The following is a 16,167-nucleotide window of genomic DNA, read 5'->3' on the forward strand; positions in this document are numbered from 1 at the left end:
ATATTCAATCAATAAAATTAAGAATCCTTTATGGTTTAAAAATAAAAAACCTTAGAATAGCTATCTTCATACCTATTCTAAGGTTTTTTAGGATTTTATATTTAGTTATCGCTAGTGGACATTGTTAAATTAATCTTTTCATAATCTCTTTTAAATTGATTGTCATTTTTTAGCCAACGTTTGAAAGCCGATTCGCTTATTTCTAAATTTGAACAAGTTGTAGCATTACATTTATTTTTCATATATTCTTCAAGGAAATTTTGTTTTCTTTGTTTAACGGCAGTTTGAGTTTGTTTTAATTTTCGATCTTGTAATTGATCTAAACTCAGACTTTCTTTCTGAAACACTTCATATTTTCTATGCAAATAAATATCTTTGTCTTTATAAATCCAATTTGAAAATAGTTGTATTGATTTTCTTCCAGATAAAATAACGCGATAATGTTTGTTTTGATTTAGTAAATCGGCTCGTAAATTGCAATTTTGAAGAATTTGATGTAAAGAATTCATAAAGTTATATGATCCACCTACGAAATTAACTGTATAAGTTTCATACTTGACGTAACCATCCCCATCAAAATACCCACGAACAAAATGATGCAAATATTCTTCTGGTACAAAAGGAAATTCGATGTTAAATGATTTACATGGCATAATTCCGTGTATGTTCATAAGGTCGTCTTTTATTGTTTTGCTATTAATATTTAGCATGTATACGCTTGTTTTTTTTGTTTTGATAAAGTGGCTGGTTTGTTTTTAGTTCTTTTTTTATATTTTCTAAAATATAACTTTCTTTTTGAGATATACTGACACATTGATTTTCTTTCTGTATAACACCATCTGCTGCTATAAACCCTAAAATATAAGCCATATTGTTTGACCACGTTTTAAAGTAATCTTCTGTTATGTCATACTTTCTCTTCCAACTCCCTATAGCGCGCCTTGGTACGTTATTGTCTGATAAAACCATACGAATATACCTTGCAGACACATTAGCAAGCACAGCGATTTCTGAGGTGCTCTTCCCTTCAGTATACAAATGCATGATTTCAGATTTTGATAGTTTACATTTTGATTTCTTTTTTCGCTCTATGTGCACTTACATCCTCTCCTTCCTTTCTTTTATTAGAGACATATTTTCTTCTATAACATACAACGAAACATATGTTCTCCGTTGCGTATAAGAAGGAATTTACTAAATAAAAACAATTTACATGTACTTAATATTTGTCTTAGCTGCTGCTGTGCGATTTGTACTTTATAGATACAAATAATGAATTTGACGGATTTATGAAATACAAGGCATTTTAGATGAAAGGTAAAATAATATAGTTTAAACTACAAATAGCTACAATAACAACATACGTAAATTGTTAATCGTAAAAAGGAGAACGAATGAATAAGAAATATACAAATCAAATTCATACTGATATGAGTTTTAAACCGAAAGATATTATAAGTTTAATGACGGATTACTTTAAAATAAAATCAAAGCTGCGTCCTATAAAGGGTTTGCCTATCGTTTTATCAAATAAAGATAATGAACCGTTAGAGAGTGTTACATGGTTTGGCCATTCTGCTTCTCTTTTGAAAATAGAAGGTAAAAAACTGTTATTAGACCCTATGTTTGGAGATGCCTCTTCCCCATTTCCTTTGTTTAATAGTAAACGCTATAGTGGTGCTTTTTCTTTAGAACGTGATGCCCTTCAAGAAATTGATGCGATTATCATTTCTCATAATCACTATGATCATTTGAATTACAAAAGTATTATGCAGTTAAAAGATCGCGCAAAGCACTTTTATGTTCCAACTGGAGTTGCACAATATCTTATTAAATGGGGTGTTTCGCCTAGTAAAATTAGTGAGCATAATTGGTGGGACGAAATTACGTTTGATAATATTAAGTTAGTATGTGCGCCTGCAAGGCATTTCTCTGGACGAAGTATGACAGATAGAGATTGTTCATTATGGTGTTCATGGCTTATCCTTGGTCAAGAGACTAAAATTTTCTTTAGTGGCGATAGCGGTTATGCCCCTCACTTTAAGGAAATTGGTGATAAATATGGTCCATTCGATCTTACATTGATGGAATGCGGACAATATGATCCGAGGTGGTCTGCGATTCATATGTTGCCTGAAGAAACTGTACAAGCTCATATTGATGTACAAGGAGAATTACTTCTTCCGATTCATTGGGGTGCTTTTACATTAGCATTACACGAATGGAGTGATCCGATAGAGCGTGTTACGAAAGAAGCTAACCGTTTAGAAGTTAAAATTACAACGCCTCAAATTGGCGAATCTATTACGTTAAAATCTACAAACTATCCTTCAACAGCTTGGTGGAGAGAAATTTAATTATAAATAGAAAAAGAGCGAACTCTCTTATAAGGAATTCGCTCTTTTTCTGTATTTAAACTTATTTCACTATATTTGATTTCCCGCTATCTAAAATTCTATTTGCTGGTACACTGGACATTTCAATCACTGTATTCATACTTTTATCAGTTAGTTCAATGAGTTCGTTTTCGTGATTGATTTTCTGTAAATCCCACACCATTCCATGGAACTCGTTATGCTGTCCACTTACCTTTACAATACTTTTCGTTTTATTTGTAGGTTGTATTTGAAGGTTTGTAAATAGGTTACCACTAATTTCATTTGGCGTTGTTACATTACTATCCATAAAAATCATATTTACACAATCTTCGAGAGAGAAGTTCATAAAACGGTTGGCATTTATCCATGCATGTCCAGATTGTGGTTTCTTTGCTACTAATTTCACCCCAGTTTCCATGCCTACAACTTTTATATTTTCAAAATTAATAAATGAAATTTCATTTTCCTTCCCACCAGAATACAAAGAAATGCCGGTACCTTTATTCGTTTCTGTCCAATTGATAATATTTATATCTTTTATTTGTGTTTTGTGCCAAGTGTTATAATACTTATTTTTTCCGTCTAAATATATAACTTCAGAATTAAATTTAGGATCATCTATAGCTATATAAGCTCCTTCAATAGAAGCGTTTTTTTCTAATTCTAGAACTCTAAAATTACCTTCAACAACAAATTGTGTTCCATAACCAAATAATAACTTTACACCCTGTTTCACTACGATTGGTGACGTAATTTTATACTTCTTATCATCAAGCAATACTGTTTTAATTTTACTAGATTCTGCTTTATTAATAGCAGATTGTATTTTGTTTGAATCATTTTTACCTTTAAAGTCTTCTACATACACCTTATCATTTTTAGCTAAACCTTCTTTTTTGTTGTATTGATAAAAAGCAATAGTAATTAAAACGATACCTATGAGTAAAATAATTATTTTCTTCATCACACTCATCCTCATATAAATTTTCTCCTTAGCTACTCTTCGAATAATCTATGGCTTTTATATTTAGGTGATAATTATTTTGCTGTGTATGATAGATTACGATTCTTACTTTTTATAATGGAATTATATTATCTATAGAGTTGTCCTGCTTAGCTAATTCTTTATTCCTATAATCTATTAATTTATGATTAGATAAAATAAAATTATGCTCTAATATTAATTCATTGTGGAGCACTTCAACTAAAAATTTAGGTATCATCTCTCCTACACCGTAATTATAGTCACTAAGAATCCAAGAAACCTCTTTCCAATCTAAAATTCCTTCTGAGACTTTTTTTGGAGTGTGATATGTAAATTCATGAAGTAACTCTACTAGATAAACATAAATACCGCCAGAATATGAAGAATCCTCCCATTTAATAATGCCTTTAAATTGAATTTGGTCATACGTAACTTTTATATTAGTCTCTTCCTTTATTTCACGAATCGCATTTTCTAAAGGTGTTTCTCCCTTTTCTATCTTTCCTCCTACCCCATTCCATAATCCTTTTACTGGATCATATTCTCTATTTAACATAAGTATCTCTTCATTTCTTTTTATAAAACATAAAGTGTGCTTGTACATAATGTGATTCCTTCCTCCGTTTTTAATAAGCTCTTACTGGAGATATAAGATGGATTGCTACAGATTGCTCTCCTGCTTCAATCAATATCGGTCTCATAGAACCGCCAAAGCTTAAAGTAATCGTTTCTTCTTTTATTGCTCTTAAAGCATCAACCATAAAACGCCCATCGAAAGATATATTTAATTGTTTTTCACCTTGAATCGCATCTATTTGTTGCGTTTCGGATATTTGCCCAATTTGAGAAGCGTTTGAAGAAATTTTAATTGTAGATTCGTTTATGATTTCTAAGTTAACATTGTTATTGGCCCATTCACTTGCTAATAAACTTGATCGGTCTACACCTTGTAATATCTTTTTTCTATCTATGTTAATAATCGTTTTAAAGTCATTTGGAATAAGGTTAGAAATATTAGGATATTTCCCTTCAATTAGTCTTGAATATAATGTAGTTGTTCCAAGCGTAAATATAATATGACTCTCTGAAAGGTAAATATATACGAATTCCGAATTGCTGTTCATTAATTTTAGAAGTTCACTAATGGTTGCGCTTGGTACAATACAATTTGCTTTTACATCTGAGGAAAGTCGCGTTTCACGTATCGCTAGTCTATGTGAGTCAGTTGCAGCACAAATAAACTTATTATTAGATAACTCTATATGCACCCCAGTAAGAACAGGTCTAGATTCATTTTTCGCTACCGCAAAGACTGTTTGTTTAAATACTTCAATCAATTGCTCTGTCTCTACCTTGATTTCTGCATGATTGTCTATAAGCGGTACATTTGGAAACTCATCTGCAGGAAATCCATTTAAACTTAATGTGATTTCTTCTGATTGTATCTTAATAATTTGCTCATTCTTACTTTTTATTGCTATATCACTTGGCATTTTCTTTATTATTTCAATGAAATACTTTGCAGGTACAACAATAGTTCCTGCCTTTAAAATAGTTGCAATTTTTTCGCCTTCAATTGAAACAGGAATGAATTTTTCAATAAAAATATTCGAGTTACTTGCAATTAAAGTAATTCCAGATTGATCTGCAGTTATTTTTATACCAGATAATATAGGAATTAAAGATTTTGTTGATATCGCTTTGTTAACTTCTGAAAGTGCTTGAGTAAATTGTTTGTGATTAACGATGAACTCCATGTTTTCCCCGCCTTACATGAGATAATATTTTTATGAAGATTGATGAACGATTGTTCCGTTAAAAAAATAAGGTACTGTTTCTTTCCTTTGTAATAAATCTAGTAAATGTTCTGGTATGCGTAAATACGGTGCTGCTATATGTAATTCCATCCAAGTAATCTCTTCGATTTCTTTTGGTCTTGATATATATGTCTCCCCGCCGATTATTTCGCCTAGAAAATTAAAGAAAATTGCATGATGATCTCTTTCCTCGAAAAAGGCTTCGCTGATAGAACAAATCCCTTTTACGTTTATATGTAACCCTGTTTCTTCTTTTACTTCCCGAATTACTCCTTCTTCTAAGGTTTCTCCTAATTTAACTGCGCCACCCGGTAATGTATAATAAGAACCATTTTCCCCTTTGTTTTTTACCATTAAGATCTTTTCATTAGTTTTATCGTACAAAATCGCGTATGTAACATTAACTTTTTTCATATGTACCTCCTCTATTTTTAATAAAAGGAATTTTCTGTCTTCTATCCATTCTACCATTAACTCCTTTTAATATATATAAGTTAGTTAAGTCTTGCCTTTACCGCTATTGGTGGAGTTAATAAGAATGGGCCACTGATATATAAAGAAAGAACGTATCTTAGGAAGATTATCCAAAGAACGTTCTTGAAGTTTTAGCATGAAAATTGATTAAATTAAAACTAAAATTAATAATAACCTCGCCTTGATTACATTTGTATTCCAAATACTAATGTTAACAAATTCTATATACTTTTTAGCCGTTTTTCTAAATAATAATGATTATGTCCTTTCGGATGATCTTCACTTACTCCAATTACTTTATATCCATGTTTCTTATAAAAATCAGGAGCTTGGAAACTAAAGGTATCTAAATTAATTAACCTACACCCTTTTTCAATTGCAAATTCTTCAATAAGCTTTATTAACTTGTTTCCGTAACCTTCATGCCTATATTCTTCAGAAACCCATAGAAAGTCAACGTGTACATGGTGCCAAAAAATTATTGCTGTTACCCCACCTACGATTTCTTCTTTTTCATTTCTTACTATGAAACTAACCTTTTCTGAAGGTGTTTTTTCTTCATCTGCGAGATATTTTTGATTATATTCAATTACTTTCTCTCTTATGTAATCACTATCTTCTTGTACCCACTGCTGTACTATTTTCATTTTAAGTGTCACGCTCCTTTTTACTTATCTATTCAATTTTATAATGATATTGTCCTGTCTTTAATGAGTTAGTAAAGAAGCAAAGTTAATGGAATAAAAAAGAGCCCTAACATGAGGACTCTTTTTAAAATTAAGCAACTTTCCGATGTAAATGTTTTAGTTCCTTTTTCTTTTCTGCAGTTGGTGGACGGATTAATATTGAAATAATGAAGGAAATAACACTTAAAACACCGATTATAATGAAAGTTGGTTGAAATCCCCCGAGTATCGCTCCAATAAATGATCCTGCAAGCGCACCAAATCCGAAACCTTGGTAGACAATGCCGTAATTTGTACTATGGTTTTTTAATCCAAAGAAATCTCCGACAATAGCTGGGAATATAGTTATATTACCACCGAAGCAAAAGGCGACACTTGCTACACAAGCAAAATAGATTCCGTAATTTAGCGGAATAAAACTTAAAGTAAAGACTGACAATCCTATAATAATAAACGTTGCAGAGACAATTTTCATTCGGCCGATTTTATCTGATAGCGTCCCAAGAATAATTCTACCTACTGTATTAAAGATTGCAATCATAGCAACGGCGTTTGCAGCAGTTGCTGCGCTAAGTCCAACGAGTTGTACGCCGATATCTTTTACCATACTTATTAAATACAAACCACCCATACACGAGGTGAATAACATAAAAAATAGCAGATATACTTGTTTCGTTCGCATCATTTCACGCGGAGTATAGTCATTGTGTAATGTTTCAGTTACAGCATTACTTACAATTGCCTCACGTAAGAAGAACGATCCGATTAACACTAAAAGTAACACGATAATACCCCAATATAAGAATGCTTGTGATACACCAAGGTTATCGATAAGATTTCCGTTTATATATCTAAAGATTAAGCTGCCCATTCCATACGCTGATACAGATATACCTGAAATAAGCCCTTTCCGATTTGGAAACCATTTAATTAAATTAGATAGTGATGTAATATAAGCTGTTCCATCCGCATAACCAACAACGACACCAGCTAATAAATATAATAGTGGTAAAGAAGAAACTTGTGAACTAAGTATTAAGCCGAGTCCTAAAACAATTCCTGCAGTAGCAATAAGTTTTCGAAGTCCTAATTTTTTCTGCAACTTTGCTGCAAATAAAGTTGAGAATGATAAAGAAAAACTTGTTATGGAGAAAGTTATCGCTACTGAATTAAGATTCCATCCAAACTTACTTACAAGGGGTTGATTAAATAAACTCCATGTATAAATTGTTCCAAGGCCAATTTGAACAATGATTGTACCTAGAACAATTAGTAACGGATTTATAGAACTTTGTTTCATACTAACTTGTCCCCTTCTTTTATCTTGACATGAATTTTCACAGTTAGTATATCCATCATAAATTACAAGATACTGTACGGAAAATGGTAATTAAGTTCATATACACAAAAAGACACTTCATAAAGAAGTGCCTTTTGCAGGTTATATCAGATATTTCTAAAGAAAGCTTTGTTAAGATAAGACATTTTCAAATGCTTATGTATATATGTTATCAAATAATTTCTTAAATGTTATGAGACTTAAGACGTATTTTTCATTCATCATATAGTCGGATGAAAAATTAATATTCGATTTCATCAAAATCTTTCGGCTGCGGTACAGTTTGCATATTAGCTGCATCTTTAGGATCGCTATAAATTGCATTTTGCTCTGTATTTACATCTTTTATATTTTGCTTTTTATTTTTGTTCACTTTATCTTTCACTTTCAATCACCCCTTTTTGTTATAGGAGTAATTATGCCCTAATACGGTTACTAAATGTATCAGCGACTAAATTACTAAATTCACGTAAATAATATAAGTAATTATCACCGCCGTAGTTATATCTTTTATTATACATTTTTGCAACAACTACATTATATTCAGGTATTACTAAAATAGTCGGTCCAGTAATCCCTAATATTTGATACGACCCTTTTGGAATACGTTCACCAAGTTCGCTTAATTGTGCAGGCTCATTTTGGATGAACCAAAACACCCCATTTTGTGGTAGCTCTTTGTTTATAAATGTTGGACTCTGCAAACTCGTAGCAATTTTTATAACTTCTTTTGGAACGATTTGTTTATCATGTATCATGCCTTGATTTAGATGAAGATTGCCCCACTGCGCAAATTCTCTAGCTGAGACAAATAGATTTTTTTCAGTACCATCATTTACTGTACCAATTCCACTTATCGGGTCTTCATTTGGATTATTAATAATTTCAACCAAATTTTCATCTTGCTGTATTCTCCATCCTGTTTCTTGAAATTTAGCAGGTTTAAAAACACGCTCTTTTAACAATTCAGGAAAACTTTTGTTATATAGCTGATAAATAAGACGTGTCATCATTCTTACATTAATATCTCTATACGCCCATGATTGTCCCGGTTCAAATTCACGAAAAATTGTCCCGTCATTCGTTTCTTCTAATCCGTGCGAATGTGTTACTAAATGTCTTATCGTCGTTTTACCAAGCAATACAGGATCAAAGTCTTTAAAATATTTTATCGCTTCATCATCAATAGAGTTTATTTTCCCCTCATAAAGCGCATACGCTATTATTAATCCTAAATAACTTTTTCTAGCAGAAGCAACGTTAAATTGTGAAGGTGCTGTTACTTTCTTGCTTGTAGATGTATTTGAGTGATAACCACTATAATGCTCTAGCACGATTTTATTATCTTTTATAATACAAAGTGCTGCAGCAGAACTTTGATTTTTTTCTTTTATATTTTCTACCCAAGAAATCAACTTTTCGTATGTATACAAATAAATCCCCCTTAACACTAATACAAAATTATAGCATGAAAGAAAAGTATAAACAGTATTTACACCTTTCTTTCATATAAAATATTAATGATGTACTATATTTAAATAATCCACCAGTTCCAGCAATTAAAGCAACCAAAACAACCAGCGCAACCTACGCAACGTCCACCACAGCCACCACATCTACCGCCGCCACAACCGCCACAGCGTCCACCACAACCTCCGCATCCTCCGCAACGACGTGCATCGTCTTGAATGTAGTAGTATGGATATTGACTTTGTTGTTGATCCCAATACACAACATTACCAGTTTGATAATCATTAAGATTTAATGTTTGTAGTTCATGTTGAAACTGATTCATTAAGAACCCCTCCATTTATAAATATAAATTCCGCCCAAATATTAAAGTTAATAAATTCTTGTGAACAAAGTAGAAACAAGACTATAGACTAAATGCGTACATCAACAAAATATGAACTTACACTAGGTGATGTACCTTGTTTTTCAGCCTATTTTCTTTATATTCATTCGATGGACGTATTTACTATAAATAAAGTGATTTAAAAATTACTAATCCAACAATTTAGTAGTTCATCACTTAACTTTCTTTCTAGTAATTCCTTCACTAAAGGCATTGGCATGATTTCATAATGATTTAAGGCTTCTTTATTACAATCTATCCATTGAAATGCTAAATGAGACTCGCTAGATTTCGGTGGTAAGTCCGTATGTAAATCTTGTGACTCTACTTCAAAAATGTGGTTAATTTCATGATGAAGCACTTCTTTATCTTGCCATTGATTTTCTATGACTCCTAAAAATTGTTGTATACTACAGTTTACTCCAAGTTCTTCTCTTAACTCTCTTATTAATGCATTCTCTGCTGATTCTCCAATTTCAACATGGCCACCAGGTAAAAAATAATGATGGCCAATATATTCAGCAACTAATAATTTTTCATCTTTTATCATGACTGCTCGTACAATATGATGAAATTTACTTTTCAATTGATATTCCTCCTAGTTATTCAATGTATAGTTGCTCAAAATAGTCATTTAGTATTGGTATAATATAAATCATAGGTGTTTCATACGGATGAATATCATTAATAACTTCAAGAGCATCTTTTACAAGTTCTCGTTTACACTTTATTTCAACTTTACATTCTTGCCCTTCGCATATTCGACCAATTTCTCCATTAAAAGGAGATGCCTCGTCTAAAGGTCTCCAATATCCTTTCACTGAACTATAGGAAAGACAATGGTCATATTCGCCCGTTTTACATGCTCCAATTTTATTTAATTCATCCCTTAATGTTTCAATATATTCTTCAGGAATGAACACTTCAATTTTCACTTCAGTAAATTGCATATTTCATTTCACGCCTTTACTTCCTAATAGTTAAACAAATAAACGATATACTTGCTCGCCATCATACTCCTGTTCTAATGATTTGAAACTGTATCGTTCATATAGTTTCTTTGCAGAGATATTATCTTTATGTACGGTTAATCTAATTTCTTTACACGATTTAAAAGTATTTTTTATTATATTAATACTTTCTTGTAATGCTGCTTTTCCATATCCATTTCCTTGCTGCTTTTGATCAATAATAAATCCGTTAATCCAATACATATCTGATGTCTCTCTTACAACTGCATGCATTACAAAACCAACCATAAGGTCACCAACGTATATAGAGAATGGTATGTACTCTACATTGTCACCATCTGGTTTTATATATACTTTAGCAAGCGAAACTGCTACGGATGGAACAAATTTCAACTGATTTTCTTTAACTTGTAGCTTTAATGCTTCTTCCCAATTTTCTCTCGTAACAACCTTTAACTGGACATTCAATATTGTAAGCTCCTTTATCTAGAGGGATGTATTTTTATATTCAACGCATTGAAATAATTCCCTTTTTCGACAACAACTTATAACATGATTTTTATAAAATCTTGAATGAATTTTTGTTCATCTATTTCTAATGCTATATGGGCCCCTTCAGGTATAGAGCTAGGGCGGAAATCAGCAAATGTTTGTCCTTTCGTACCTCCGTATGTATCTACATTTACTGTACGATGCACAAATTCAAAAAAACTTGGATTTACTAATCCACTTATTGCAACCACATCATGTAGCAAAGGTCCTTCGATAGATGGATTAAGTTTTTGGTATGCAGATAAATAGTAGTCATACATTGGTTTCATTATCATATGAAATGGATTCTTTGTATTAGCTTGAATATAGCTAAATACATTTGGTGTTAACACAGCTTTGTTTGTTACATTTAAAGGGAATATTAATAAATTCTTTGCTTGATGGAAAACAATTTTACTTGCTATCGGATCTCCATACACATTTGCCTCTGCTAACGGCGTAACGTTTCCTACTTCTAAAAAAACACCACCCATGAAATATATTGCTTTTACATTTAGCATTAAATCATTCCATAAATTAAAAGCAATTGCTAATGAGGTAGATCTTCCTACATCAACAATCGTTAAATCTTTTCCGTACTTTACAAGAATCGCAGCGATACTACCAAAATTGTATATTGGAATAGATAATACGCTTTCTGGAACATGGATGGGCCCTAATCCTTCTGCTCCGTGAATTTCAGGGTAGTACGTAGTAATTTCTTCTGTAAGTGGTTTTGTTGCACCACTAATGACAGGAATGTCTTGTCTATTTGCTAACTGTAAAATATACGCTGCATTATGTGCAGCATGTATATGCTCAACATTTCCGTATCCAGTTACAATACCTACAATTTCAATTTCGGGATGCAGTAAACCATACATAATGGCAAATGAGTCATCAATACCTGGGTCTCCGAAAAATAATACTTTTTCCAAGAAATACTCTCCCCTCATAAAAACATAGAGTCATCAATAACTATGTATATGAAAAAAGCAAGTATATCTATGCGAATTTTAGAATGGATAATGTTCTACAAAATATTAAAAAGGAACTAGCGTATGCTAATTCCTTTCTTAAGTAACCATTCTCAAATTTAATTAATTATCGTATCCTTCATAAATTGCATCATTTATTTGATTTTGTATTTTTTTATCATCAGGTACAGGTTTCCACCAATTTCCTGTAATAAATAACATGGTTAATAAATTATAACTATCACTAAAGTAGCTTTCTTTCTTATTCTTCATCCAATCCCAACCGCTATTTACCCACTTTTGATTATTGCTATCCGTTATACTTGCAGCAATAAATGGCGAAACGAATACACCAGTTGGATAACTACCAATATTAGACCCGTTTAATTGATAACCATCCACAATTTTAGAAGGATTTCCATTCGTTTTATTTTGAATCCACGAAGAGACTTTATCAGAAATGACTTTACTTCGCTTCTCACCGTACATCGCATAGTCCATTACAATTCTTAAAGGTACTCGACTAGCATTATAATAATATGCATTTGTATATTTTGACTCATCTAAGAAGTCTTTAGGTGCGGGTTGTGGTGGGTTTTTTACAACGAAATCTGAAATAAGCCCTGTATTTGGAGAGTACTTATTACTAAATTGCGTATAAACATCGTACAAATTATTAATAACAGTAAGCCAAGTTTTATCACCTGTAAATTCATAAAATGCTCTAAGGTGTGACATCATCCAATCAGATGGCCTCGTATCAAGTGAATTTTTAGAATCCCAATCTCCTAAATTTAGTCGGCTATTATTTGTAACATTACTAGCTTTAATACCTTTTGTAATCATGTCTTGTGCTTCTTTTAAATAATTAACTGTTCCATTTGATCCCCACTGCTTATGAGCAAGAAGAAGAGAATACGCAATATCTAAATCCCCATCAGTAGCAGAATCAAAATGACCTTGTGCTTTTTTACTATCTGCGACAACCCATCCCATTAAATTAGGATTTTGAGAGCTTTTAAAAGTTCTTGCTGTTTTAAATAAACCATCATAGATTTTTTGGGCATTCGAATCGTAACCAGCCATTAATACTGTAATTATCATCCCATACCCTTGACCTTCTGAAGTTCCAAGTGGCTTAAACCCATCCGCATCACCCGTAATCTCTCCTTTTACGTAATAACCACCAGGTAAAGAAGATAAATCATTTTTCAAATATTTCTTTTTCCAATTATCGTAGTAACTTCTTACAGAAGCATTTAAACTTTCCTGTGTAACATGAGTAGGTTTTATAACACCTGCATAATTAACTTGCTGGGGAAATGGTTTCATTTCCTTTGCAGCAGCTACTTGTTGATTAACTACGGGAATAGAATTTTGTACTGAATTGTCCGTTACATTTGCTGCGAAACTAGAATTAGAAAAACTAGCTAGACCGATTCCTATAATAGAAATACATGTGAAAATATTTCTTTTTCCATTCATTATGTTGTCATCTCCTTTTAAAATGCTTACTACATAAAATGTAACATACAATATTTAACTGAAATACAAAATATTATATTTATCAACATAAGAAAGAAACTATATGAAAAAGTATCATAAAATTATTATTGAATTACGTTATACGGATTGATTATTTGCTAAATTCCTATGTTTTTCTTTTCTTAATACTGGTATATGAGCAATCACGATACCAAGTATAGTAATCCCTCCGCCAATTATCGAAACTAAAGTTGGCACTTCTCCTAACCATAACCAAGCAATAAAACATGCAGTTACTGGCGTTAAATATAGAGAACTTGTTGCCTCAGCAGCACCAGCATGAGATATGATATAGGCCAATGCGATATATGGGAGTACTGTTGGAAATAAGCCTAAATATAAAACACTCACATTCACTTCAAGAGGAGCTGCTAGTATTTCTGTATACATTCCCGGTAAGAAAATAAGCATACATACAGTACTAGATAAAATTGTATATATGGTAAATGGTAAGAAGCCGTACTTTTTTAAGTAAGAAGTTTGAAAAACAAAATATAGGCTTTCTGAAATCGCTGCTAATAATATAAATAATCCCCCACTATTCAATTGAATAGCATCTCCTTGACTAAATGATATGAGAGCAATTCCTATAAAACTAATTACACCACCGATCCAACCATTTAATTTCATTTTTTCGTTTAAAAATATAGAAGCAAGAATTGCCGTTACTATAGGTGTGACCGAAACAATTAAACTTGCAGAACCAGCATTTACTGTTTTTTCGCCGTAGTTTAATGCAATGTGATAAAAAGTGAATCCTAAAGCACCGAACATAAAAATTGCTGGGATATCCTTTAAATCCGGTAGCCGTAACTTGTAGATAAAAGAAAACAACAGAAGTATAAATGAAGCGATTAATAAGCGTAGTAAAGTAAGATGCTCAGGTGTATAAGATTCAAGCCCCATACGAATTGCCGGAAAAGCAGTTCCCCATATAAGAATCGTAAACGCGTGTGCATATATAATGCGTAAATCCCATTTTTTATTATGCATGTTTTCTCTCCCTTTCTAATAAACCAACCATTTTTAAATTACCAATTATTTCTTTTCATCATATTTAATAGTTGATACAATGTCTTCAACCAGTTATTTATCGTAAAAACCAACCACTTGGCATTTTTAAATTGAACGAGGGAGTTTTTTATGACAACGAATAAAAAACTGCCTAAATATCGGCAGATAGTAGATTATATGAAAGAAAAAATCGAAAACGGAGAATGGCCGATCGGAAGTAAGATCCCTAGTCAAAGGCAGTTAGTAAAATTATTTCATGTAAATCGAAGTACTGTAATAACTGCGCTCGATGAACTTATGGCAGATGGCTTAATTCAAGGGAAAATCGGAGCAGGAACAGTTGTAACAAATAATACATGGTCATTATTAGCGACGAATCCCCCGCCTGATTGGAGTGAATATGTAAAAGCTGGTATTCATAAACCTAGCAAGTTAATGGTACGAGAAATAAATGAAGCAGAAGCAAATAAAACACTTATCCATCTTAGTAAAGGTGAACTTGCACCTCAAATTTTCCCGCTAAAAACGATGCAGTCCATTATGAAAAACGTAAGTGACGAATTAGATTATTTCGGATACGAAGAACAAAAAGGTTTTTTACCGTTACGTGAGGCAATAAGTAACTACGTAAAATCATTCGGAATACATGTATCACCGGGTTCTATATTAATCGTCTCTGGTGCATTACAAGCATTGCAATTAATATCAATTGGTCTTTTGCATAGAGAATCAACTGTTTTACTTGAACAACCTTCTTACTTATATTCACTTCATGTATTTCAATCAGCAAATATAAATTTATCTGGTATAGCTATGGATCATCACGGTATTTTACCTAACGAATTATTAAAACGCATTAAATACAGTCAAAAGAAAAACATTTTATATTCTATTCCTAGTTTTCAAAACCCAACTGGGATATTAATGTCTCAAGAACGAAGAAAAGAAATAATAAAGATATGTGAAAAGGAACAGTTACCTATTATTGAAGATGATATTTATCGTGAGTTATGGATTGATGAACCCCCTCCAGCTCCTTTAAAATCAATAGATAAACATGGACATGTATTATATGTTGGTAGTCTATCTAAAACACTTAGCCCAGGACTTAGAATTGGATGGATTATTGGACCTGAACCAGTTATTGAAAGATTGTCAGATATAAAAATGCAAACAGACTATGGATCGAGTTCGTTATCCCAAAGAGTTGCTGCTGAATGGATAAAAAAAGGTTTTTATGAAGAACATGTTGCAAACGTAAGAATTCAACTAAAAGAACGAAGACAAATCATGATACGGGCTTTAAATAAGTATTGTGCAGATATTGCCACTTGGGATATTCCTAACGGCGGATTCTTTATATGGCTTAAGGTTGTACCTAGCATTCCGATGAAGAAATTATTTTCAGAGGCACTATCAAAGGGAATTCTTTTAAATCCAGGACGTATTTATGAAGAAGAATCAGAACCGTACATTCGTTTATCATATGGATATGCTTCTCCAGAACAAATGACTCACGGGGTTAAATTGCTGAGTGAATTAATCCGTAAGCTAATGGCATAATAAAAACTCCTCTTTTTCTATAGAGGAGTTTT

The 16,167-nt window shown here is 32.2% G+C and carries 17 protein-coding genes and 1 pseudogene; 2 read left to right on the forward strand and 16 right to left on the reverse strand.

The window, feature by feature from the left end; translation table 11 throughout:
- Nucleotides 1-101 precede the first annotated feature (101 nt).
- Nucleotides 102-1,098, reverse strand: a pseudogene (locus ACYFX0_RS26425) (LAGLIDADG family homing endonuclease).
- Between the two features lie 296 nt (nucleotides 1,099-1,394).
- Here ACYFX0_RS26425 and ACYFX0_RS26430 point away from each other — a divergent pair.
- A complete protein-coding gene (locus tag ACYFX0_RS26430) occupies nucleotides 1,395-2,357 on the forward strand; it encodes an MBL fold metallo-hydrolase (RefSeq protein ID WP_106082084.1) in 963 nt (320 codons plus the stop codon).
- A 61-nt stretch (nucleotides 2,358-2,418) separates the two neighbouring features.
- Here ACYFX0_RS26430 and ACYFX0_RS26435 read toward each other — a convergent pair whose 3' ends face one another.
- The 15 genes from ACYFX0_RS26435 to ACYFX0_RS26505 form a co-directional block, all read right to left on the reverse strand.
- Nucleotides 2,419-3,357, reverse strand: a complete 939-nt coding sequence (locus tag ACYFX0_RS26435) for a hypothetical protein (RefSeq protein ID WP_001242971.1) — start codon at nucleotides 3,355-3,357, stop codon at nucleotides 2,419-2,421.
- 97 nt (nucleotides 3,358-3,454) lie between these two features.
- Nucleotides 3,455-3,967 (reverse strand): NUDIX hydrolase, encoded by a 513-nt coding sequence (locus ACYFX0_RS26440; protein ID WP_002082688.1) that lies wholly within the window; start codon nucleotides 3,965-3,967, stop codon nucleotides 3,455-3,457.
- Nucleotides 3,968-3,989: 22 nt separating this feature from the next.
- On the reverse strand, nucleotides 3,990-5,120 hold the full coding sequence (gene dnaN / locus ACYFX0_RS26445) for a DNA polymerase III subunit beta (protein ID WP_106082083.1): 1,131 nt from the start codon (nucleotides 5,118-5,120) through the stop codon (nucleotides 3,990-3,992).
- Nucleotides 5,121-5,150: 30 nt separating this feature from the next.
- Nucleotides 5,151-5,594, reverse strand: coding sequence for an NUDIX hydrolase (locus tag ACYFX0_RS26450; protein WP_106082082.1), 444 nt, complete (start codon nucleotides 5,592-5,594; stop codon nucleotides 5,151-5,153).
- Nucleotides 5,595-5,875: 281 nt separating this feature from the next.
- Complete coding sequence (locus ACYFX0_RS26455; RefSeq protein ID WP_000706899.1) at nucleotides 5,876-6,301, reverse strand: GNAT family N-acetyltransferase; 426 nt, start codon at nucleotides 6,299-6,301, stop codon at nucleotides 5,876-5,878.
- Nucleotides 6,302-6,431: 130 nt separating this feature from the next.
- Entirely contained in the window at nucleotides 6,432-7,640 is a 1,209-nt protein-coding gene (locus tag ACYFX0_RS26460; RefSeq protein WP_000814378.1) for an L-lactate MFS transporter, read from the reverse strand.
- 280 nt (nucleotides 7,641-7,920) lie between these two features.
- Complete coding sequence (locus ACYFX0_RS26465; protein ID WP_000653680.1) at nucleotides 7,921-8,064, reverse strand: hypothetical protein; 144 nt, start codon at nucleotides 8,062-8,064, stop codon at nucleotides 7,921-7,923.
- Nucleotides 8,065-8,095: 31 nt separating this feature from the next.
- A complete protein-coding gene (locus ACYFX0_RS26470; RefSeq protein WP_000288927.1) occupies nucleotides 8,096-9,112 on the reverse strand; it encodes a serine hydrolase domain-containing protein in 1,017 nt (338 codons plus the stop codon).
- Nucleotides 9,113-9,213: 101 nt separating this feature from the next.
- On the reverse strand, nucleotides 9,214-9,474 hold the full coding sequence (locus ACYFX0_RS26475; RefSeq protein WP_001071342.1) for a heterocycloanthracin/sonorensin family bacteriocin: 261 nt from the start codon (nucleotides 9,472-9,474) through the stop codon (nucleotides 9,214-9,216).
- A 199-nt stretch (nucleotides 9,475-9,673) separates the two neighbouring features.
- Complete coding sequence (locus tag ACYFX0_RS26480; RefSeq protein WP_000836826.1) at nucleotides 9,674-10,120, reverse strand: NUDIX domain-containing protein; 447 nt, start codon at nucleotides 10,118-10,120, stop codon at nucleotides 9,674-9,676.
- Between the two features lie 16 nt (nucleotides 10,121-10,136).
- On the reverse strand, nucleotides 10,137-10,484 hold the full coding sequence (gene cutA / locus ACYFX0_RS26485) for a divalent cation tolerance protein CutA (RefSeq protein ID WP_001160789.1): 348 nt from the start codon (nucleotides 10,482-10,484) through the stop codon (nucleotides 10,137-10,139).
- A gap of 30 nt (nucleotides 10,485-10,514) precedes the next feature.
- Nucleotides 10,515-10,973 carry a GNAT family N-acetyltransferase gene (locus tag ACYFX0_RS26490; RefSeq protein ID WP_086390554.1) on the reverse strand — a complete coding sequence of 153 codons (459 nt, stop codon included), beginning with the start codon at nucleotides 10,971-10,973 and terminating at the stop codon, nucleotides 10,515-10,517.
- A gap of 77 nt (nucleotides 10,974-11,050) precedes the next feature.
- Nucleotides 11,051-11,974, reverse strand: a complete 924-nt coding sequence (locus ACYFX0_RS26495; protein WP_014895267.1) for a nucleoside hydrolase — start codon at nucleotides 11,972-11,974, stop codon at nucleotides 11,051-11,053.
- A gap of 162 nt (nucleotides 11,975-12,136) precedes the next feature.
- Complete coding sequence (locus tag ACYFX0_RS26500; protein WP_106082081.1) at nucleotides 12,137-13,498, reverse strand: glycosyl hydrolase family 8; 1,362 nt, start codon at nucleotides 13,496-13,498, stop codon at nucleotides 12,137-12,139.
- Nucleotides 13,499-13,636: 138 nt separating this feature from the next.
- Nucleotides 13,637-14,551 carry a DMT family transporter gene (locus ACYFX0_RS26505; RefSeq protein WP_000551632.1) on the reverse strand — a complete coding sequence of 305 codons (915 nt, stop codon included), beginning with the start codon at nucleotides 14,549-14,551 and terminating at the stop codon, nucleotides 13,637-13,639.
- 150 nt (nucleotides 14,552-14,701) lie between these two features.
- Between ACYFX0_RS26505 and norG the strand changes: the two genes are divergently transcribed.
- Nucleotides 14,702-16,135 (forward strand): efflux pump transcription regulator NorG, encoded by a 1,434-nt coding sequence (norG, locus tag ACYFX0_RS26510; protein WP_460272020.1) that lies wholly within the window; start codon nucleotides 14,702-14,704, stop codon nucleotides 16,133-16,135.
- The last annotated feature ends 32 nt before the right edge of the window (nucleotides 16,136-16,167 follow it).

This window comes from Bacillus sp. NEAU-Y102, assembly GCF_054788175.1.